We start from the raw sequence: 20191 nt of genomic DNA, 5'->3' as shown, positions 1-20191 counted from the left end.
TCAATCTCTGCCAGCGGGACACAGCATCCGAACGCCGTTGCGCCCGGAATTCATTCGGCGGCGTTTTTGTAAGCAAAAATGCTGGAATCTCAGATTTTGATCGGTAGACAGGCGCGCCAAATGATGATACAATACGTCTGGTATCAGGGTACTAATGCCCATCGCCCCCCGTCGCACGCCCGCTCTTCTCGTCGTCCCTGGTGGGTGCTGCGCCTGCTTTGATTCTTCGTTGTTTACGGCCCCGCCGTGCTGATGACTGGCGCTAGCGCCATTATTGTCTGCCGGCGCTCAGGCCAATGGCGCACCAGCGCCATTGTGTTTTATGTGCAACCTGATGAGGAGGATCTGTCATGTCATTCGCAAGCTACCTATCTACCCCGAGGCGGCTGCGCCCACCCGCGACGCGTTTGGCGCTGCGCGGAGGGCCACTGCTTCTGTTGGCCGTCCTTGTATTCTGCAGCCTGTGGGTCATCAGCACCCCGTCGGCACAGGCGCAGCCTACCGAACCCCCATTTGAGGGGGGCACGGTGATTACACCGATCATGCCCGAACTGTGGCGCTTGCAGCCCACCGGGCCGGACGCCGCCGTCTGCGGGATCGCCACCTGGGTTGTTCCCACCAACAGCCCCAACCCCACCGTCGCCATTTCGGTCAATCTGCTCAAGAATGGCGTCCCCAAAATCCTCGACACCCCCCTCGCCAAACTCGATTTTGGTCAAAACAACATCGCCTACGGCTTCTGCACCGACATCTACCACTCGCGCGCCTTCAATCGCGGCTTCTGCCTGGACAGCAGCTTCTTCTCTGACTGGCGCGTCGCTTGGATGGTGGCCAACTACCCCCCCACCCTCAACGATGCCATCATGCAGGCCGCACGCCAGGCCGCGGTCTGGAGACTGACCGACGGCTGGCTCCTGAATCAGGCCGACGCCACCATCTACAACTCCACCTATGACAACGGCGTGCGCAACGCCTACAACGCCATCCTGGCCAGCATCCCGGCCACGCCGCCGGTGGAGTATCAACCGGGCAACGTGCAAATCGCTATCACCCCGGCCTCGGCCACCAACTTCTTGCCCTACCAGCCTGCGAATCCCTTCACCGTGCGCCTGACCAAGGGCGGATTTCCGCTGGCCGGCTACACCGTCACCGTCAGCGCCACGGCTGGTACGCTCGACCGCACCAGCGCGCTGACCGATGCCAACGGCGAGGCCGCCTTTGTCCTCACCAGCACAACCGCCGGCCATGCCAACATCACCGCCGCGGCCACCCTCGACCTGCCGGCTGGCTCACGCTTCGTGGATCAGCTCAGTCCGGATAGCTGGCAGCGCATCGTCTTGGGCCAAACCGTCCGCGTCTCCGTGCGCGCGTTGGCGTCGAAGGACTGGGTAGAGTCCGGCAACCTCATCATCGCCCACAAGTTCGAAGACCGAAACTTCGACGGCGTGCAGCAAGAGGACGAACCGAACCTGGCGGGTTGGACCTTCACCCTGGGGACGCCCGGCGGTCAGTTCACCGGCGTCACCGACAGCAACGGCAACGCCTTCTTCGCTGACCGCATCAGCGGCAACGGCGCCTATGTCCTCACCGAAACCCTGCAGAACGGCTGGATCAACAGCACCCCCCTGAGCCAGAGCCGTACCCGCAGCGCTGGCGACCCCTGGATGCAGTGGCGCGCAGACTTCGGCAACAGCCGCTATTCGGTCCTGCATGTCCTCAAGTTCCTGGACACGGACGGCGATGGCATCTGGGATGAAGGGCAGGAGCCTGGTTTGCCTGGCTGGCAATTTGCCCTCTACATCTGGCAGAACAACGACTGGGCGCAGTTCCGCGGCGGCACCTCCGGCGCGGACGGACGCCTGGCCTTTACCGAACTGCCCGGCGCGCGCTACAAGGTTGTCGAACAGGTCGCCAACCATCCCGGCTACACCAACACCACCCCGCTGGAGCAAGAAGTCATCCTGGCCTTCCCGGAGCAGCAGGAGCGGCGCTTCGGCAATCGCGGCGCCCTGGGCATCAGCGGCGTCAAATTCAACGACCTGAATGCCAACGGCGCCCGCGACGCTGGCGAGCCGACCCTGGCCGGCTGGACCATCCGCGCGGCCGGCGGGCCGCACGCGCTTGATCTCACCACCACCACCGCTGCCAACGGCGCCTATGCCTTTGCCAACCTGGAGCCGGGCACGTACAGTGTGACCGAAACCCCGCAGGCCGGCTGGGCGCAAACTTACCCCGGCGGCGCCGGCGCGCACAGCGTCACCTTGACGAACCAAACGGTGTCCGGCCGCGATTTTGGCAACACCCAGTTGAGCAGCATCGGCGACTTCGTTTGGCTGGATCAGAACCGCAACGGCATCCAGGACAGCGGCGAGGCCGGCGTCCCCGGCGTCACCGTCGAACTCTTCAAGCAGATCGGCGCCTCCTGGATCAGCCAGGGCACGGGGACCACCGACGCCAGCGGGCATTACTTGTTCGACAACCTGTTGACGGGCAGCTACTACGTCCGCTTTACGCCGCCGGCCACCTACCTGATCACCTTGCGCGATCAAGGCGGCGACGACACGGTGGACAGTGACGCGGATGTGACCACCGGCGCCACCGTCGCCATCAGCCTGGGCGCGGGCGACCATCAGCGGCAGTGGGACGCGGGGCTGTATCAGCCGCCGGCCATTGACGTTGAAAAATACGTTTCAGTGGACAATCAGGCCACCTGGCACGACGCTGATACGGCGCCAGGGCCACAGGCGGCCGTGGGCGCTAACGTCTACTTCCGCTTTGTCGTCACCAACAGCGGCAATGTGCCCCTGAGTAACGTCACCCTGACCGACAACGTCTACGCGCTGACCGCGTGCAGCCCCATCCCCAACCCGTTGGCGCCCGGCGCCAGCTACACCTGCATCTTCGGCCCCACGCCGGCGCAGGTCGGTCAGCACGCTAACACCGCCACCGCCAACGGCGCCTGGAGCGGCCTCACCGTCAGCGATTCTGACGACGCCCACTACACCGCGCCCGCGCAGCCGGCCATTGACCTGGAGAAGCACGTCTCCGTGGACGGTCAGGTCTCCTGGCAAGACGCCGACACCCCGCCCGGCCCGGGGACCACCGTCGGCAGCGCCGTCTACTTCCGCTTCATTGTCACCAACACCGGCAATGTGCCCCTCACTGCGGTCACCATCACCGATAACGTCTACACCCTGTCCGCCTGCTTCATCCCCTTCCCCCTGCAGCCCGGCCAGTCCTACAGTTGTATCCACGGCCCCACCGTCGCCGCCGTCGGCCAGCACACCAACACCGGTACAGCCAGCGGCAGCTACCAGGGCGCCACGGTGACCGATCAGGACGACGCCAATTACAACGTCCTCGCGCGGCCGCTCATTGACGTGGAAAAACTCGTCTCTGTGGATGGCGGCGCCACCTGGGCCGATGCCGACCTCCCGCCCGGCCCCACCGCCGCGGCCGGCGGCAGCGTCTACTTCCGCTTCGACGTCACCAACACCGGCAACGTGCCCCTGAATAACGTCACCCTGACCGACAACGTCTACAGCCTCAGCAACTGCAACGTCCCCAACCCGCTACATCCCGGCCAAAGTCACGCCTGCTGGCTCGGCCCCGTCCCCGCGCAGCCCGGTCAGCACACCAACACCGTCACCGCTGCCGGGGTCTACGGCGCCACCACCGTCAGCGATCAGGACGATGCCAACTACGTCGCACCGACGCCTACGCCGACCAACACCCCGACCGGCACCGCGACGACCACCTGGACGCCCACCCACACTCCGACCCACACGCCGACGGCCACCTGGACGCCGACGCCCACGAATACCCCGACCGCGACGTTCACCTGGACGCCGACCAACACCCCCACCAATACGCCGACGCCTATCCCGCAGGCGCCGCTGATTGACGTGGAGAAATTCGTCTCCGTGGACGGCCAGTTCACCTGGCAAGACGCTGACCTGCCGCCCGGCCCGCAGACCACCAGCGGCAGCCCGGTCTACTTCCGCTTCGAGGTCCGCAACATCGGCAACGTCACCCTCAGCAACGTCACCCTGGGCGACAATGTCTACAGCCTGAACAACTGCAACGCGCCCAGCATCCTCGTCCCCGGTCAAAGCTATGTCTGTTGGCATGGTCCGGTGACAGCCCAGCCCGGTCAGCACACCAACACCGCCACGGCCAGCGGCCAGTTCGCCAACACTACCGTCAGCGACACGGACGATGCCAACGTCATCGCGCCCGCGCAGCCGGCCATTGACGTGGAGAAGTACGTCTCCGTGGACGGCCAGGCCACCTGGCTCGATGCTGATAACTCGCCCGGCCCGCAGGCCACCGCCGACAGCGGCGTCTACTTCCGCTTCGTCGTAACCAACGTGGGCGACGTGCCCCTGAGCAACGTGACCTTGAGTGACAACGTCTACCTGCTGAACGGGTGCAGCCCTATTCCCGACCCGTTTGTACCTGGGGCCGGCTACGTCTGCATCTACGGGCCGGTTGCGGCCGAATTGGGTCAACACACTGACACCGCCACCGCCGTCGGCAGCTACAACGGCACGACGGTGCAAGACAGCGACGACGCCAATTACTACACCCCTTCACAGCCGGCCATTGACGTAGAGAAATATGTCTCTGTGGACGGCCAGGCGACCTGGTTCGATGCTGACACGCCGCCCGGCCCCCAGGCGACGGTGGGCGACGGCGTCTACTTCCGCTTCGAGGTGACGAACATCGGCAATGTGCCCCTGACTGATGTCACCTTGACCGATAACGTGTACACCTTGACCAACTGCAACGTGCCCAATCCGCTGCAGCCGGGCCAGGGCCACACCTGCTGGCTGGGACCTGTGACCGCGCAGGTCGGTCAACACACCAACAGGGCGACCGCGACCGGATTGTATGGCGCCATCACCGTCAGCGATGCGGACGATGCCAACTACAACGCGCCCCCCCCCACCCCCACGCCCACGCCGACCCAGTCGCCAACGGCCACGCTGACGCCCAGCCCCACGCCCACCAACACCCCCACCCCCACCTGGACGGCCACCTTCACCCCACCAACACCGCGACGCCCACGCGCACGCCCACGCCACCCCACCCACACACCGACGCCCATCCCGCTCGTGCCCGCGATTGATGTGGAGAAACTGGTCTCAGTGGACGGTCAGGTCACCTGGCAGGACGCGGACCTGCCGCCTGGCCCGCAGACCGTGGACGGCTTCGGCGTTTACTTCCGCTTCATCGTCACCAACATCGGCAACGTCCCCCTCACCAACGTCACCCTGACCGACAATGTGTATATCCTGAGCGGCTGCAACGCCCCCAGCGTGCTCGCCCCCGGTCAGAGCTACACCTGCTGGCATGGCCCCACGCCCGCCCAGGTCGGTCAGCACACCAACACCGCCACGGCTACGGGCATGTACGGCGCCACCACCGTCACCGACGCCGACGACGCCAACTACAACGTGCCGCCCCAGCCCGCCATCAACGTCGAGAAGTATGTCTCCGTGGACGGCCAGGCCACCTGGCATGACGCCGATGTCCCGCCTGGGCCCCAAACCATCGCCGGCCACAGCGTCTACTTCCGCTTTGTTGTCTCCAACGTCGGCAACGTCGCCCTCACCAACGTCACCCTGACCGACAGCCTCTATCCGCTGGCCGGCTGCGGCCCCATCCCGGCCCTGCTCCCGCCCACCGCCGCCTACATCTGCACCATCGGTCCCCTCCCGGCTGAGCTGGGTCAGCACACCGACACCGCCTATGCCACCGGCGCCGCCGGCAGCATCACCGTCAGCGACCAGGACGACGCCAACTACAACGCGCTGACCCGGCCGGCCATTGACATCGAAAAACTGGTCTCCGTGGATGCTCAGGCCACCTGGCAGGACGCGGATACGCCGCCAGGGCCGCAGGCCGCGCTCGGCAGTGCGGTCTTCTTCCGCTTCGTCATCACCAACATCGGCGACGTGCCCCTCAGCAATGTTACCCTGAGCGACAACGTCTATCCGCTGAACGGCTGCCCGGCCATCCCCAACCCCCTGCAGCCCGGCGCCAGCGCCACCTGCACCTACGGTCCGGTCACCGCCCAGGTCGGCCAGCACACTAACACCGCCTCCACCAGCGGCGTCTACCTTGACATCACCGTGCGCGACAACGACGACGCCAACTTCCACGTCGCCGCCCAACCCGCCATTGATGTCGAAAAGCACGTCTCCGTGGACGGCCAGCTCACCTGGCTCGACGCCGACTTCTCCCCCGGCCCCCAGACCCGCGTCGGCGATCCCGTCTTCTTCCGCTTCATCGTCACCAACGTCGGCAACGTCCCCCTGGCCAACGTCAGCCTGACCGACAATGTGTATGACCTGACCAGTTGCGGCCCCATCCCGAACCCGCTGCTGCCCGGCGCCTCCTTCACCTGCGTCCTCCAGTCGGTCGTCACCGACACGGAGAACTGCGTCCATACCAACACCGCGCTGGCGCAGGGCTACTACGGCAACACGCCCGTGCAGGACACGGACGACGCCAACTACTACGCCCCGGCCCGCCCCGCCATTGACGTGGAGAAACTCATCTCCGTGGACGGCCAGATCACCTGGCAGGATGCTGACGCCGCGCCTGGCCCGCAGGTGCTGCTGGGCAGCGAGGTGTACTACCGCATCGTCGTCGTCAATGTCGGTAACGTCGCCCTGGCTGACGTCACCCTCACCGACAGTCGCTACCCCCTGGCCGGCTGCGGCCTCCCGCCCAACCCCATGGCGCCCGGCCAGAGCTTCACCTGCAACTATGGCCCCGTCTCCGCCCAGGCCGGCCAGATCCTCAACCGCGCCACGGCAAGCGGCCTGCACGGCAGCACCGCCGTGCAGGACGCGGATGACGCCAACTACGAAGGCATCGTCGCCCGCTCGGTCATCGGCGACCTGGTCTGGCGTGACCTCGACCTGGACGGCATTCACGACGCCGGGGAGCCGGGCATTGACGGCGTGCTCGTCGAACTGCTCGATACCAGCAACAGCGTCATCGCCACCGATGTCACCACCAACGGCGGTCTCTACCTGTTCGAAGGCCTCGTGGCCGGCAGCTACCAGGTGCGCATCCCCGCCTCCAACTATGATCCCGGTCGCCCCCTGGCCGGCTTCGCCTTCACCAGCGCCGCTTACGGCCCCAATCCCTACCCGGTGACGCTGGGCGCCAATGACGCCTATCTCTTTGCCGACTTCGGCTTTGCCCGCGTGCGCGTCGTCATCAACAAACGCGCCAGCGCCGCCCAGGTCCTGCAAGGCCAGAGCGTCACCTACACCTACGAAGTGACCAACCTGGGCGACACCTGGCTCGGCAACCTCGTCGTCAGCGATGACGTGCTTGGAGCGATCTGCGCCAGTCCCGCCATCGGCCCGTTGGCCCCCGGCCAGCAGGCTACCTGCACCCGCACCGTCACCCCCACCGGTCGCACCTGCAACATCGGCTCTGTCACGGCGACCGCCACCACCCCCACCGGCGCTACTCTCCAGGTCAACACCCAGGCCAGCTCCCAGCGAGTCTGCGTGGATGTCGTGCAGGCCCTGCCGCGTGACTACGGCGACGCGCCCGACACCGGCCCTGGCGCCGGCGTCGGCAACTACCAGACCATCGCCGCGGACAACGGCCCCAGTCACATCGTCATCCCCGGTCTCCACCTCGGACGCCAGGCGCCCGACAGCGACAACGGCGCGCTGCAAAACCCGGACAGCAACGCCGACGACACCACCGGCCTGGATGACGAGGATGGCATTGCCATCCTCCCCATCATCTCCACCGCCTCCGGCGGTGTCAACCTGATGGTGTCAGCCCTCAATGCCACCGGCCAGCCCGCCACGGTGGCGTGCTGGCTTGACTTCAACCGTGACGGCGACTTCCTGGACGCCGGCGAGCGCACCGCGGCCGCCATCAACAGCAGTGTAAACCGGCAGTCGGTCAACCTGACGTTCAGCGGCTTCCCCGTGCCCACCCCAGGCGTTAGCTACCTGCGCTGCCGCATCGCCAACGCCGCGTCTGAGGTGGCTGCCCCCACCGGCCCGGCCAACAGCGGTGAAGTCGAAGACGCATGGATTACCATCCTCAACGTCGGCTCCTGCGGCCCGCGGCGCCCCGGCCAGCCCTTCGAGCCATGCCCGGCCGTGACGATCGGCGGTCTCACCTGGCAAGACACGACGCCTGACGGTAACTTCGACGATGAGCCAACGCTCAGCGACGTCACCCTCAGCATCACCAACAACCTGGGCGAACGCGTCGCCATCATCACCACCGGCCCCGACCACTTTCAGCCCGGCCGCTACCTGGTGCAAGATTTGCCGCCTGGCACTTACTTCGTCACCGTGGAGAGCTGGCCGGCCGGCTACGTCCCGCTGGAACCGCTGACGCGACGCCTGGTGTTGACCACCAGCGGCGAGAGCGGCAGCGCCGAATTCCCCTTCATGCAGGCACACCGGTTCTTCCTGCCGTCTGTCCTGCGCTGATTGTTGTGAAGAAACCCGGCTTCTACGAGAAGCCGGGTTTCTGCGAGAGAGGCATGAGAAACCCGGCTTCTGCGAGAAGCCGGGTTTCTGTGAGAGAGAAGCGAGAAACCCGGCTTCTGCGAGAAGCCGGGTTTTTGTGACTGCGATAAGTCCGGTTCGAGGAAACATCTATTATGAAGGTACGTCTGATTCTGTTTCATCTGCTTCTACTGGTCAGCCTGTTGTGGTCCAACACCGCACTGGCTACACCGCGCCTGGCGCCCGCCGGCACCAGCATCCTGGTCAATACGTTGACCGACGAACTGAACACCGACGGCGACTGCGCCCTGCGCGAGGCGATCCGCGCCGCCAACCTGGATCTGGCGGTGGACGCGTGTGCGGCCGGCAATGGCGCGGACACAATCACCCTGCAGGCCAATGTCACCTATACTCTGACCCGTGTGGGTGCGGATGACACCGCGGTGAACGGCGACCTGGACATCACCGACGACGTGACGATCGCCGGCAGCAACACCATCATTGACGCCAATGGGGCGACCACGCTCGACCGGGTTATCCAGGTGTTAGCCGGCAACATCGTCACGATTTCGAACGTCACGCTGCGCAACGGGCGCACCACCTCGTTTGGCGGCGGCATCCGCAGCGCGGGCACGTTGACGCTGCGTACTGTCACCCTCATCGCCAATCAAAGCACCGGCAACGCGGGCGGCGGCATCGCGAACGAAGCTGGCGCGCTGACGTTGATCAACACCACGATTACCAACAATACGGCATCCACCTTGGGCGGCGGCATTGCGCTGCTTGGGGGTACGCTCGAGGCCGTCAACCTTGGCTTGAACAACAACACCGCGACCAGCGACCGCGGCGGCGGCATGTGGAACGGTAGCAGCGCCTCGGCCACGCTGATCAACAGCACGATCAACAACAACAGCGCGGACACCAACGGCGGCGGCATCTACAACGAAAACAACCTGACCTTGCTTGGCAGCACCGTGCATACCAATCACGCGGGCACCTCTGGCGGCGGCGTGAGCGAGGTGGGCGGCGGCATCTACAACCAGGACACCCTGGTCATGAGCCACAGCACCGTGCGCAACAACACGGCGGACGACAGCGGCGGGATCTCCAACGACGGTGGCAGCATGACTATCCGCAACAGCACGATCAACAACAACACCGCGATCAGCGCGGCGGGCATGCGCAACGCCAACGCCGGCACAGCCGTGCTGATCAATAGCACGGTCAGCGGCAACTCGGCCAGCGCGGGGGCGGGCGGTATCGCCAACGGCAGCGGCGCGCTGCTGCAGCTCAGCAACGTCACCGTGGCCTTCAACGTGGCCGACTCCGACGCCAACAACTTCGGCGACGGCGGCGGTCTGAGCAACGCCGCCACCGCGATCGTGCGCAATAGCCTCATCGGCGAAAATGTTGACGCCTCAACCAGCGGCACGATCTTTCCCGACTGCTCCGGTGGCTTCACTTCCGACGGCTACAACCTGATCGAGAACACGACCGGCTGCGCCATTGGTGGCAACACGACCGGCAACATCACCGGCACAGACCCCAACCTGGCTGCCCTGGCCAGCAACGGCGGTCGCACCCAGACCAACGCCTTTCCCACCGGCTCCCCGCCTTTCAACGCCGGCAACCCCGCCGGCTGCGTTGACAATACCGGCGCGGCCGTGATCGCCGACCAGCGCGACGGTGCGCGGCTGACCCGCTGCGACATCGGCGCGTTCGAGTTTGCCGCGTGTCTGCTGATCGGCGACGTGGACGACGATGGTGACGTGGATGTGACCGACATCAGCGCCGTGGCTAATGCCTGGCTCGATCCGGCCCTCAATCCGGTGCTCGATATCACGATCAGCGGTTACATTGATGTCATTGACGCGACGGCTACCGCGTCACGGTTCGGCCTGGTCTGCTCATAGAAAACCAGGGATCGTTCAGCCTATGCGTCAAAGACCCGGCTTCAGCGAGAAGCCGGGTTTCTTTTTCTGCGCCATCCAGAGGAAGAACAGCCGCACCGTATGACGCACATCATATGCAGAGAAGTGCATACAAGAGTATCATATGCACATATTCGCATATTCGAGCCAGGAGTACACAAGCCGATGGAGATGTCGTACGAGGAGATTGCCAACCGTCTCAAACTGTTGTCGCACCCGGTGCGCCTGCAGATTCTGGACGCCCTGCGCCGCGAGGCGCGCTGCGTGTGCCATCTGGAGACGGTGCTGCAACGACCGCAGCCCTACATCTCACAGCAGTTGGCCGTGCTGCGCAGCGAGGGCCTGGTCACGGATCGCAAGGAAGGGCAAAATGTCTACTACCGGGTGACCGATCCCGCGCTGGCTGTCCTGCTGACCGCCGTGCTTGGCCCCGCCCCCAATGGCGATCAGCGTCCGTTGGCCGGCTGCCCCTGCCCCCAGTGCAGCACCATCGCGCCGATCACGTTGCATCTGCAAATGGCCCCGACAGCTTGAGCATTCCGCAGAACCCCAAAAAAGACAACAACCTATCATGTTCGAGGAGAAATGTTCTATGACGATCAACATCAAAGTTCTCGGCCCCGGCTGTAACAACTGCCACAAGGTGGAAGCCACCGCGCGTGCCGCCGTGACCCAAATGGGCATAGACGCCCACATCGAGAAGGTCACAGATTACGTCACCTTTGCGCGTTACGGCCTGCTGCACACCCCGGGCCTGGTCATCAACGAGAAGTTGGTCAGTGGCGGCCGCATCCCCACCGTGGCCGAGGTGCAGACCTGGCTGGCCAACGCGGCCCTGGCTGGTTGACGCGGCGCCCCTACCTGGTTGTATCACGCGGCATTCATGCCGTGCGCCGCCGGACGGGATGAATGCCGTGGTACGGGGGATCTGTTGCCAACGGCGTCGTCACGCCGGAGGCGTGACCTACGGGTCAAGTTGACCCCTTTCCTGCACTGGAGAACTGCATGATTACGCATCCTGATTCGCTCTACAACCGCATCGCGACGCGGCGCCCGCAGGCCGCGGCGTGGGCCGCCGTCATCCTGATCGCCATCGCCTGGATTCTGGCCTACCGCAGCCTGCAGCCGTTGGCGAACTGGCTCGCCTTCGATCTGATCGGGTTGACCCCCGGCTCGCACCTGGGCGAAGCGGTGGCCTTCTTCCTCTACGATGTGCCCAAAATTTTGCTGTTGCTCAGCGGCATCATCTTTCTGGTGACGATCCTGCGCTCCTTCTTCAGCCCTGAACAGACGCGCCGCCTGCTGGGCGGCAAGCGCCTGGGCTTGGGCAACACGCTGGCGGCCGGGCTGGGCGTCCTCACCCCCTTCTGCTCCTGCTCGGCCGTGCCGCTCTTCATCGGCTTCGTCGAGTCGGGCATTCCCCTGGGCGTCACCTTCTCGTTCCTGATCGCTGCGCCCATGGTCAATGAGGTCGCGGTCGTCATGCTGTTCGGCTTGTTCGGCTGGCAGGTGGCTGCGCTCTACATGGTGATGGGGCTGGTGATTGCCATCGTCGCCGGTCTGGTCATCGGCAGCCTGAAGTTGGAGCGCTTCGTCGAAGATTTCGTGTGGCAAATCCATGTTGGCGGCGCCGGCCTGGAGAGCGAACGCCTGACGTGGGTGGATCGCTTCGCTCGCGCCCGCCAGAGTACGGCCGAGATCGTGAGCAAGGTGTGGCCCTACGTGGTGGTGGGCATTGCCATCGGCGCGCTCATCCACGGTTTCGTGCCTGAGAACGCCCTTGCGGGCATCATGGGCCGCGACGCCTGGTGGTCTGTGCCGGCCGCAGTGGCATTGGGCGTGCCGATGTACTCTAACGCCGCGGGCATCATTCCGGTGGTGCATGCCCTGATGGGCAAAGGCGCGGCGCTTGGCACGGTGTTGGCCTTCATGATGAGCGTGGTGGCCTTGAGCCTGCCCGAAATGATCATCCTGCGCCGCGTGCTCAAACCGCAGCTCATCGGGGTCTTCATCGGCGTTGTCGCCACGGGCATCGTCCTCGTCGGCTATCTCTTCAACCTGGTCGTGTGAGCAATAAGCGGGATTGATGGTAACTGCTGGGCCTGCCTGGAATTCAGACAGGATTCACAGGATTGACAGGATATTCGAACTCTCGTGCCGATAGTTTTGCACACCACAGAGCAAGAATCCTGTACATCCTGTTCATCCTGTCCAAATCGGCCTGCAGGGTGAGCAGTTGCGATTGATGGACGTTTGGATGTACTTCACCTCAATCGTTGGCTTGCGGATCGTCGCAGCTGGATAGTCACCCCGCCCGTTGGTACGCGGCTAACGTCCGTTCGCGCGCCGCGGCATGATCCACAATGGGCGCCGGGTAATCCTGCCCCAGCACGCAGCCGGCCTGGCGCTGTTCCAGCGGCGTCATCATCCACGGCTTGTGAATGAACGGCGCGGGCACATGCGCCAGCGCGGGCAGCCAGCGGCGCACAAAGTCGCCGTTGGGATCGAACTTCTCGCCTTGCAGCACCGGGTTGAAGATGCGGAAATAGGGCGCGGCGTCTGTGCCAACGCCGGCCGTCCACTGCCAGCCGCCGTTGTTCGAGGCCGGGTCGCCGTCCACCAGGTGCTGCATGAAGAAGCGTTCGCCCCAGCGCCAGTCAATCAGCAGGTCTTTGACCAGGAACGAGGCTACGATCATGCGGGCGCGGTTGTGCATCCAGCCGGTCTGCACCAGTTGGAGCATGGCCGCGTCCACGATCGGATAGCCGGTGCGGCCCTCGCACCAGGCGGCGAAAAGCTCAGGGTTGTTGTCCCACGGGATGCTGCGCAGTTCGGGGCGGAACGCGGCGCGCAGCACGCCCGGAAAATGATAGAGGATGCTGGCGTTGAATTCGCGCCAGATCAGCTCGTTGAGCCAGACCTCTGCGCCGCGGCGGCCGGCTGCGTCGGTCGTCCCGTCGAGGATGGCGTAGGCCGCCGCGGCCGCCTGCCGCGGGGAGATCAGACCGAAGCGCAGGTAGGGCGACAACTGCGAGGTTCCGTCCAGGTCCGGGCGGTCGCGCAGCTCGTGGTAGCGCCGGATGGGCGCCTGCAAGCCGTCCGCAAAGGCCCGCAGACGGCGCTGCGCCTCCGCTTCGCTGGCCTCGAAGGGCACGTCGGGCGGCAAGGCGGGACTGGCCGGAATCCGGTCGCTCGCCAGGTCAACGGGAGTGGGAATGCGGCCGGGCGCGGGCAGCGGGGTCAGGTTGGGCGGCAGCGCCTTCCAGGCCCGGCTGAAGGGCGTGAAGACGGTGTAGGGCGACCCGTCTGCTTTGGTCACGACATCGGAGGGGAAGACGGTGACGCCTGGGGTGAGCTGCAAGGGCAGATGGGCGGCCGCCTCGGCGTCGCGGCGCCGCGCATACGGAGAAACATCGGCCTGGGCCACGATCGCGCCGGCGCCGGCGGCTGCGACCAAGTCGGCCAGCACCGCCTGCGGGTCGCCCTGGCGAAAGATCAAGCGACTGCCGCGGCGGGCCAGGTCCGCATCCAGGCTGCGCAGACCGTCCAGCAGGAAAGCCAGGCGTTTGGCGCCCGTGGTTGGGGCCTGGGCGAGGTGCGGATCGAGAATGAAGAGGGGAATGACCTGGTCGGCCATTGCCAGGGCGGCCGTCAGCGCCGGGTTGGCGGCCAGGCGCAAATCACGCCGAATCCACCAGATTGCCACACGCATGAGTGATTTTCCTCCAGGAAACGAATCTGGAGTTTCAGACGGACGGCGGCAGGCCGGCGTCACCGCTCAACGGTCGTTTATTTGGCCGATAAACTGCCGATATTGTGCCGATAACCATCCCCGCTCCATCGGTTCCGTTTGGCTGTGCGCGCTGCTCATGCTACAATCCAGTTTGCAGGGTGACCGTACGGGCCAGTGAGCTTTGTCGTCAACAGGTACCACCCTTCACCGCTTCCCAGGAGGTCCTCATGTCACGCCAATTGTCAACATCTCAACCGACGCTTCGACTGCAAACCAAGCAGTTGGGTACAGCCGTGAGGCGCACGCAGCGCAACCAGGTCAACGCCATGGTGCGCCTGGCCGATCGCCTGTTCAAAAAAGTAGATCAAGATGGGCTAGAGACGCTCATCGGCAAATTCAAGGATTTCGCCATCGAATACGCCACCACACTCGACAACGCCAATCAGTCGGGTCAGCTCTCGTTCTTGCTGCGGTCAGGCATCGAGCGTCTGCTGCAGGAGTGGAACATCCTCAGTCGCGCCTGCGAGCAGCGCCGCGAGACCAACCCCAAGTACATGAAGTCCGAAGACCGTCAAGAGAGCACGCGCTACTACCTGGAGCAGGCCGATGCCATGCTGGCCTCCTACTGCGCCCGTTGGAAATCGCCGGACGATCCTGTCTATGTGCCTTTACAGACGCCGGTGGTCTATTTCGAGAAGCTGTATCGCATTTCACGCGCGCTCTTTGCGCCCGACATTCCGGTCATCTCCATTCCACTTTCCGACTATGATGCGCCGGACCGCTGGCAGGCCCTCGCGCACGAGATAGGACACCACATTTTTTGAATGGCGTCACACTTGATGAGTTCGTTCCTCTCCAAAACCGTATGTGCCAAGCGGTAATGGACGCGCTATGTAGGAAACTGGGTGTAGATTTTAGCACGGCCGAAGAAGCGATAGTGGGACGTCTCAACCTGTGGAATCTGTGGATGGAGGAAGTCTTTGCTGACATCTGCGGTGTTCTGTTCGCCGGGCCGATGTTTGCGCTCTCAGCACAGGACCTGGCGGCAGTGTCTGTCTCCAAGGACACCGAATTGGTTGGCGTAAAGAACGATGCTCACCCCTCCCTGTATCTACGTCCTTTGATTGCGCTCCAGGTTGTGCGCGAAATCGCCGATCGAAGCTCGCACCCTTATTATCGTGATAAGTTGATGGCTTGGGCTGGCATGGGAGAAGAAGTGACACGCGGACGCGTCCCAAGTTACGAGGATCAGTTACGCATGCAAGCCGCACGTGAGGCGCGGAAATCTGTGGGCGGCGAGTATGACCTGCCAGTCAATCGGCCCTCGTTATCTGATCGCTGGTTGGCGTTTGCGCCCAAAATCGGCAAAGAGGAGTATCCAGGCGCGCACACCACGCTCGATGATTTGGCTGGCGACGTGCCGCTGATCGTTCACACTTTGCTCAATAAACCGGTGTGGCCCGGCGATAGATGCCTGTGGGATTTGATTTGTTGTCATGCGGGACAGGAGTGCAGGGATGATCACAGGCACAAGACGATTGATGATGACCTGGCGGATCTTGATCGGATGAGCTGGACTGAATTGCCAGATATCACCTCACCGATCTTCCCCGAGATTCCATCGGCGCCCTCTAGCCCGCACTCCGATTTCGAGAAAGTGCTTTCGCATCTCGTGACTACCATCATGGCTGCGGAGAAATTCGCTCCTGACGTCAAAGCCAAGCTCTTTTGGACGCTATTTGCAGCCATGGAAATCGAAGCCGATGCGGCAGCGTATCATACCCATGAAGCGGAGGATATTGTCAGTCATTCGCATCATGTTCCTGATCCTCCTATTAGAGGCAGACTGAGCGTCAGTGTGACCTGGAAGCACTCTCATGACGCAGCCGGTCGTCACGTATACTGGATTATCTAGTGTTGGGTGATCTACCGCCGCAATTCGGCCAGGAATTTGCGGTCTTGATTCAGGCAGGCGTGAAACTGCATCTGTTGTAAGAAACGCAGGTAGGCGCCTTGATCTTGGTACCAGACTGCCCGTAAAATTTGCAGTCGGGGAGGGTCATCTGTCTGCGGTGTTCCAAGATACTCAGCCATCTTGGCGTCAATCTGTGCGGGATTGGCGCCTGGTCTACCTGTAATAGCCAGGTAGTAGTAAGCCCAGCAGAGTCTCGTGAACACCGACTGACCGTCGAGCGTTTCCGCTCGCTGACAGGAAACTTTTGCCTTGTCGAAGTTGAAGATAGTGTGGCGCTGCAGGTTGCTGTAGTTTGCATGGGCCAACAATTCGATGTCGGTTTCTCCTTGTTTCGCCGCGAATCTGATTGCATCGTCCAGGTAATCTTCGCCCGAAGTCGCAAACACAGGCAGCTTTTGAGCTTTGCCGAACAAGGCCACCCCGAGATTGTGGACTGCAGCGCTCCAGCTTGGCTGTTGATCTTTTAGTGTGCGCAAGAGATCAATCGCGTCTTCATAGCGCTGGTCGAATAGCATGGCATTGGCGCAACAATCTCAGTTCGTGGGTTTGTACGTTCACCGGCAGTTCTGTAATTTGCTCGCTGGCTTGGGAGTAATCGCCATGTTGAAACACAGCCAGCGCAAGTCCCGCGCTGAGCACCTCGCTCACCGTTCCGCTGACCGTGATCTCAGGCGGTTGAAACAAGTCGTCTGCATTACGGATGGCCGACAATTCGAACGACACTGTGAGGCGGGCGGCGGACGTGTCGCTGTTACACGTACCACGCAATACCAGGTCAAAGCCGTCTGGTTGACGCCAGGTGCGCAGGGTGCTTGCCGTGGTTTGCGTCACGACAACGTTCACGGACGTCAGAGTGGCTTGCACGTTATCCTTGATCTCAGCCGGACAGTCAGTCAACGGTTGCAGCGCCACTCGCACAGGCTCCAGGGAAGCTTGACAGGTCGCAAATGAGGGCAGCGGCGGCAATTCCGGCGGCTGCATACTGCGCAGCAACATTCGGACGCCCCATCCCATCACGGCCAACACCACCAGCGCCGCTACCCCCATCGCCCAGCGCGGCCGCGCCTTCGCTGCGGCGGCCGGCGGCAGGCGCAGCACCTGGTCGGCGAAGGCGGTCACTTGCACAGGGTTGATTTCACGCACCAGGGCCAGCAGGCGCTCGGTCTCGCCGCGGCGTTCCACCTGTTCCAGCAGAATCTGGGTTTTTTGTTGGCGCGTCAGGCTTGCCGTGAAGTAGCTGTCGTAGATGTCACGAAAATGATCGAAGGCGAGGGTGTTCAAGCCGTCATCGGTCAGCGCCTGGTTGAGAAGATCGCGAATGGCAGCCGTGTTGTAACGCATGTTATGAGTGCTCCTGTGAACAGGCCCAGTATACCTGATGGCGCCCGATTCGCCAACCTGCCTGAGACACGCGCCGGCGCCGCGTTCTCACGCCTTTCGATCGGTGGGGGCGCGCCATGAATTGACGAACCACCCGCTCTGCTCTATACTTACATCGTTCGTACCGCTGTCTACGTCATTCCCGGAGCCGTCCCATGGGACTCAAACCCAACGATTCGTTATTGAATGGCAAGTACCTCATCGAGGGCGTCCTCGGTCGAGGCGGTTTTGGTTTCGTCTACCTGGCTCGCGATTCACTCCTGGGCCGGCCGGTTGCGATCAAAGAGATGAACCCCACCCTGGCGCGGCGCCTGAGACACACCGGGGTATGCCTACGACGTCAGCGTGGTGGGCAGCTTGGTCTACGTGGCCGATGATCGTGGCGGGCTGCTGATTTTGCGCTGCACAGGTCAATCCATTCGGGGCCTGTGACGCCCTCACCTCACCCCCGGCCCCTCTCCTCTCCGCTCAGCGGAGAGGAGAGGGGGGAGAGGGGCAAGCCAACCTTGCGCAGGCCCGCGGGGTAAGGAGCCTTCGACGTGGTGCAACCACGTCGGGAAGAAAAGGACAAACGTAAAATTCGGAGAATCGCATGAGGTATGTACGCTGCCTGAACAACAAATCCTATGTTTATTTTCGTGGTCAGCCATTACGCGACGAAACGTTGGCCAGCCTTACGATCGGTCGCGTCTACAAGGCCTTGCCGCCAACCGAAGATGAACGGCGGTTGGGAGAATTGCGAATCATTGACAATGAGGGGGAGGATTATCTCTACCCCACCGAGTATTTCGAGACTGTGCTCTTTCCCACTACGCGTAAGTCGGACGAAACCGCAACGATTCATCTGGATGCGCTAACCAAAGCTATCCTATGGGCCGAAGCGACCGCGGCGCGGAAAAGCATCAGTGCCTTACTGCGCGATTGGATTGATGAACGACTCGATCTACCGGCCTGACAACCTGACCACGTCAGGTTGCGTTGGCCCCACCGAATGAATTCACGGGTGGTTCAGCTGTTGGGGCGGCGCGCTCAGTGACCAGCAACCCAAGTGCCTGGTTTAGCGTGCTGCGCAGCGCGCGCGTTCTCTCTGGCGTCAATGCAGGGAGTTGTTCTAAGCGTTGGTTGACGTCGGTTCCAGGCTTAACGCGCAACGCTTCGTTGTCTATCCGGCGCAGCAGTTCGTAGCGTCGCGCAGGCGGCAATTTTCTGAGCGCCTGAATCAAGACACTCTCCGGTAGTTCTAATGTCACTGTAGCTGTCATCGGACATTCCTCCATCCTGTACGCATTCCTGTATGCATTCCTATCTCGTCAGATCAAACACCCGAACAGATGAAAAACTGCGAATCCACATAATCCGCTCTTGTCACGGGCACAGTATACCACCGATTGTCCCTTTCTGCTCAGTGATGTCTGTTGTGGAAGATCCCCTGCTCCCAGGCCATGCCCGGCCTGCGATCGAAGATCACCAGGCGCGCCTCAGCGGCGGCGCAGCGGTCAGCATACTCCCAGGTCTGCGCCAACCCCCTCGGCCAGGGTCGCGTCCGGGGACTTGCAGAGCACCGGCAACCCGATCACCGCCCCCTGCACCCGGCGTTCGTCGTCGTTCAGCGGCCACAACACCAACAGCCCGGCCCGTTTACGCACCAGCTTGAGCAGTCTCATCATGCGTTTGTCGGGATTCTGTATCGGGTGTACAATAACCAGGCGTATCCGATACCGATAGGAGAAGAACGTGCTGGAATCACGCCTCTTGGCTCGCCTGAACCGCAAGAAAGCGCAGTTGGACGCTCTGCGGCCGCTGCCGCCCGCGGCGCTCCGTCGTCTGCAGGAACAACTGATGGTGGAGTGGATCTACCATTCCAACGCCATCGAGGGCAGCACCTTGACGCTGCGTGAGACACAGTTCATTCTGGAAACCGGGCTGACCATCGGCGGCAAGAGTCTGCGCGAGCACTTCGAGGTGATCAATCACAGGGATGCGATTGATTACGTCCAGATGCTGGCCGCTGGCGATGAACCGATCAACGCGTTTCACGCGCGGCAGATTCACAAGCTTGTGCTGACGCAGATTGATGATGCCAACGCCGGCCAATATCGCACGCTTCCGGTGCGGATTGGCGGGGCGCGTCATCAGCCGCCGGAGAGTTGGGACCTCCCATACCTGATGGCCGACTGGGCGGAGTGGCTCAACAGCACAGCCCTGTCCTTGCATCCGATCAGCCGGGCAGCCCTTGCCCATCATCGCCTGGCCGCGATTCATCCGTTCATAGATGGGAACGGCCGCACGGCTCGCCTGGTGATGAACCTCCTGCTCCTGCGCGATGGGTTTCCACCCACCATCATCTTGAGCGAAAACCGCGGCCAGTACTACCGCGTTCTGGCCCAGGCCGACGTGGGGAACGAACCGCCCATCGCCAACTTCGTGGGGCGGGCCGTTGAGCGCAGCCTGACCCTTTACCTCGAAGCCTGCACGTCCCGCGGCAGCATGCCTGACCCGGCAGAGCAGTGGATTCCACTGCGGCAGGCGGTCGAAGGGACGCCCTACAGCCAGGAATACCTGGGCTTGCTGGCGCGCAACGGCCGCCTGGAAGCAGTCAAGCGCGGCAAGGTGTGGTACACCACCAGGCAGGCCGTGGACGCCTACCGGCAGTCGGCAGGCTCGTAGC

At 63.1% G+C, this 20191-nt stretch carries 16 protein-coding genes; 11 read left to right on the top strand and 5 right to left on the bottom strand.

Features of this window, described 5'->3' with window-relative positions; genetic code table 11:
• Window positions 1-350: 350 nt before the first annotated feature.
• From IPM84_17040 to IPM84_17020, 5 genes are all read left to right on the top strand, one after another.
• A complete protein-coding gene (locus tag IPM84_17040; protein MBK9094433.1) occupies window positions 351-8486 on the top strand; it encodes an Ig-like domain-containing protein in 8136 nt (2711 codons plus the stop codon).
• Window positions 8487-8659: 173 nt separating this feature from the next.
• Window positions 8660-10417 carry a CSLREA domain-containing protein gene (locus IPM84_17035; protein MBK9094432.1) on the top strand — a complete coding sequence of 586 codons (1758 nt, stop codon included), beginning with the start codon at window positions 8660-8662 and terminating at the stop codon, window positions 10415-10417.
• 183 nt (window positions 10418-10600) lie between these two features.
• Window positions 10601-10969: a helix-turn-helix transcriptional regulator gene (locus IPM84_17030; GenBank protein MBK9094431.1), complete on the top strand. Its 369-nt coding sequence runs from the start codon at window positions 10601-10603 to the stop codon at window positions 10967-10969.
• A gap of 58 nt (window positions 10970-11027) precedes the next feature.
• Entirely contained in the window at window positions 11028-11282 is a 255-nt protein-coding gene (locus IPM84_17025) for a thioredoxin family protein (protein MBK9094430.1), read from the top strand.
• Window positions 11283-11440: 158 nt separating this feature from the next.
• Entirely contained in the window at window positions 11441-12505 is a 1065-nt protein-coding gene (locus IPM84_17020) for a permease (GenBank protein MBK9094429.1), read from the top strand.
• Between the two features lie 235 nt (window positions 12506-12740).
• Here the strand turns inward: IPM84_17020 and IPM84_17015 are convergent, their stop codons facing one another.
• Window positions 12741-14147 (bottom strand): deoxyribodipyrimidine photo-lyase, encoded by a 1407-nt coding sequence (locus tag IPM84_17015; GenBank protein ID MBK9094428.1) that lies wholly within the window; start codon window positions 14145-14147, stop codon window positions 12741-12743.
• Window positions 14148-14395: 248 nt separating this feature from the next.
• Between IPM84_17015 and IPM84_17010 the strand changes: the two genes are divergently transcribed.
• Window positions 14396-14992, top strand: a complete 597-nt coding sequence (locus IPM84_17010; GenBank protein ID MBK9094427.1) for a hypothetical protein — start codon at window positions 14396-14398, stop codon at window positions 14990-14992.
• A complete protein-coding gene (locus IPM84_17005) occupies window positions 14989-16083 on the top strand; it encodes a hypothetical protein (protein ID MBK9094426.1) in 1095 nt (364 codons plus the stop codon). Before IPM84_17010 ends, IPM84_17005 begins: the two co-directional genes overlap by 4 nt.
• Before the next feature lie 11 nt (window positions 16084-16094).
• Here IPM84_17005 and IPM84_17000 read toward each other — a convergent pair whose 3' ends face one another.
• Both IPM84_17000 and IPM84_16995 read right to left on the bottom strand, forming a co-directional pair.
• Window positions 16095-16658: a hypothetical protein gene (locus IPM84_17000; protein ID MBK9094425.1), complete on the bottom strand. Its 564-nt coding sequence runs from the start codon at window positions 16656-16658 to the stop codon at window positions 16095-16097.
• Window positions 16636-17484 carry a hypothetical protein gene (locus IPM84_16995; protein ID MBK9094424.1) on the bottom strand — a complete coding sequence of 283 codons (849 nt, stop codon included), beginning with the start codon at window positions 17482-17484 and terminating at the stop codon, window positions 16636-16638. The genes IPM84_17000 and IPM84_16995 overlap by 23 nt, the downstream gene beginning before the upstream one ends.
• Window positions 17485-17678: 194 nt before the next feature.
• Between IPM84_16995 and IPM84_16990 the strand changes: the two genes are divergently transcribed.
• The 3 genes from IPM84_16990 to IPM84_16980 all read left to right on the top strand — a co-directional run bounded on the left by IPM84_16990 (window position 17679) and on the right by IPM84_16980 (window position 18478).
• Window positions 17679-17900 (top strand): hypothetical protein, encoded by a 222-nt coding sequence (locus IPM84_16990; GenBank protein ID MBK9094423.1) that lies wholly within the window; start codon window positions 17679-17681, stop codon window positions 17898-17900.
• Window positions 17869-17955 (top strand): hypothetical protein, encoded by an 87-nt coding sequence (locus IPM84_16985; protein ID MBK9094422.1) that lies wholly within the window; start codon window positions 17869-17871, stop codon window positions 17953-17955. Before IPM84_16990 ends, IPM84_16985 begins: the two co-directional genes overlap by 32 nt.
• A 160-nt stretch (window positions 17956-18115) precedes the next feature.
• Window positions 18116-18478: a hypothetical protein gene (locus tag IPM84_16980; protein ID MBK9094421.1), complete on the top strand. Its 363-nt coding sequence runs from the start codon at window positions 18116-18118 to the stop codon at window positions 18476-18478.
• Window positions 18479-18491: 13 nt separating this feature from the next.
• Here IPM84_16980 and IPM84_16975 read toward each other — a convergent pair whose 3' ends face one another.
• Together IPM84_16975 and IPM84_16970 are read right to left on the bottom strand one after the other, a co-directional pair.
• Window positions 18492-18785, bottom strand: coding sequence for a hypothetical protein (locus IPM84_16975; protein ID MBK9094420.1), 294 nt, complete (start codon window positions 18783-18785; stop codon window positions 18492-18494).
• Window positions 18786-19019: 234 nt separating this feature from the next.
• Window positions 19020-19190, bottom strand: coding sequence for a hypothetical protein (locus IPM84_16970; GenBank protein MBK9094419.1), 171 nt, complete (start codon window positions 19188-19190; stop codon window positions 19020-19022).
• Window positions 19191-19257: 67 nt separating this feature from the next.
• Here IPM84_16970 and IPM84_16965 point away from each other — a divergent pair, with 67 nt between their 5' ends.
• Window positions 19258-20190 (top strand): Fic family protein, encoded by a 933-nt coding sequence (locus IPM84_16965; protein MBK9094418.1) that lies wholly within the window; start codon window positions 19258-19260, stop codon window positions 20188-20190.
• Window position 20191 lies beyond the last annotated feature (1 nt).

This window comes from Candidatus Amarolinea dominans (assembly GCA_016719785.1).
GTDB lineage: Bacteria > Chloroflexota > Anaerolineae > SSC4 > Amarolineaceae > Amarolinea > Amarolinea dominans.
The sequence above is the reverse complement of the archived record's forward strand: the minus strand, read 5'-3'. Positions and strand labels throughout refer to the sequence as shown.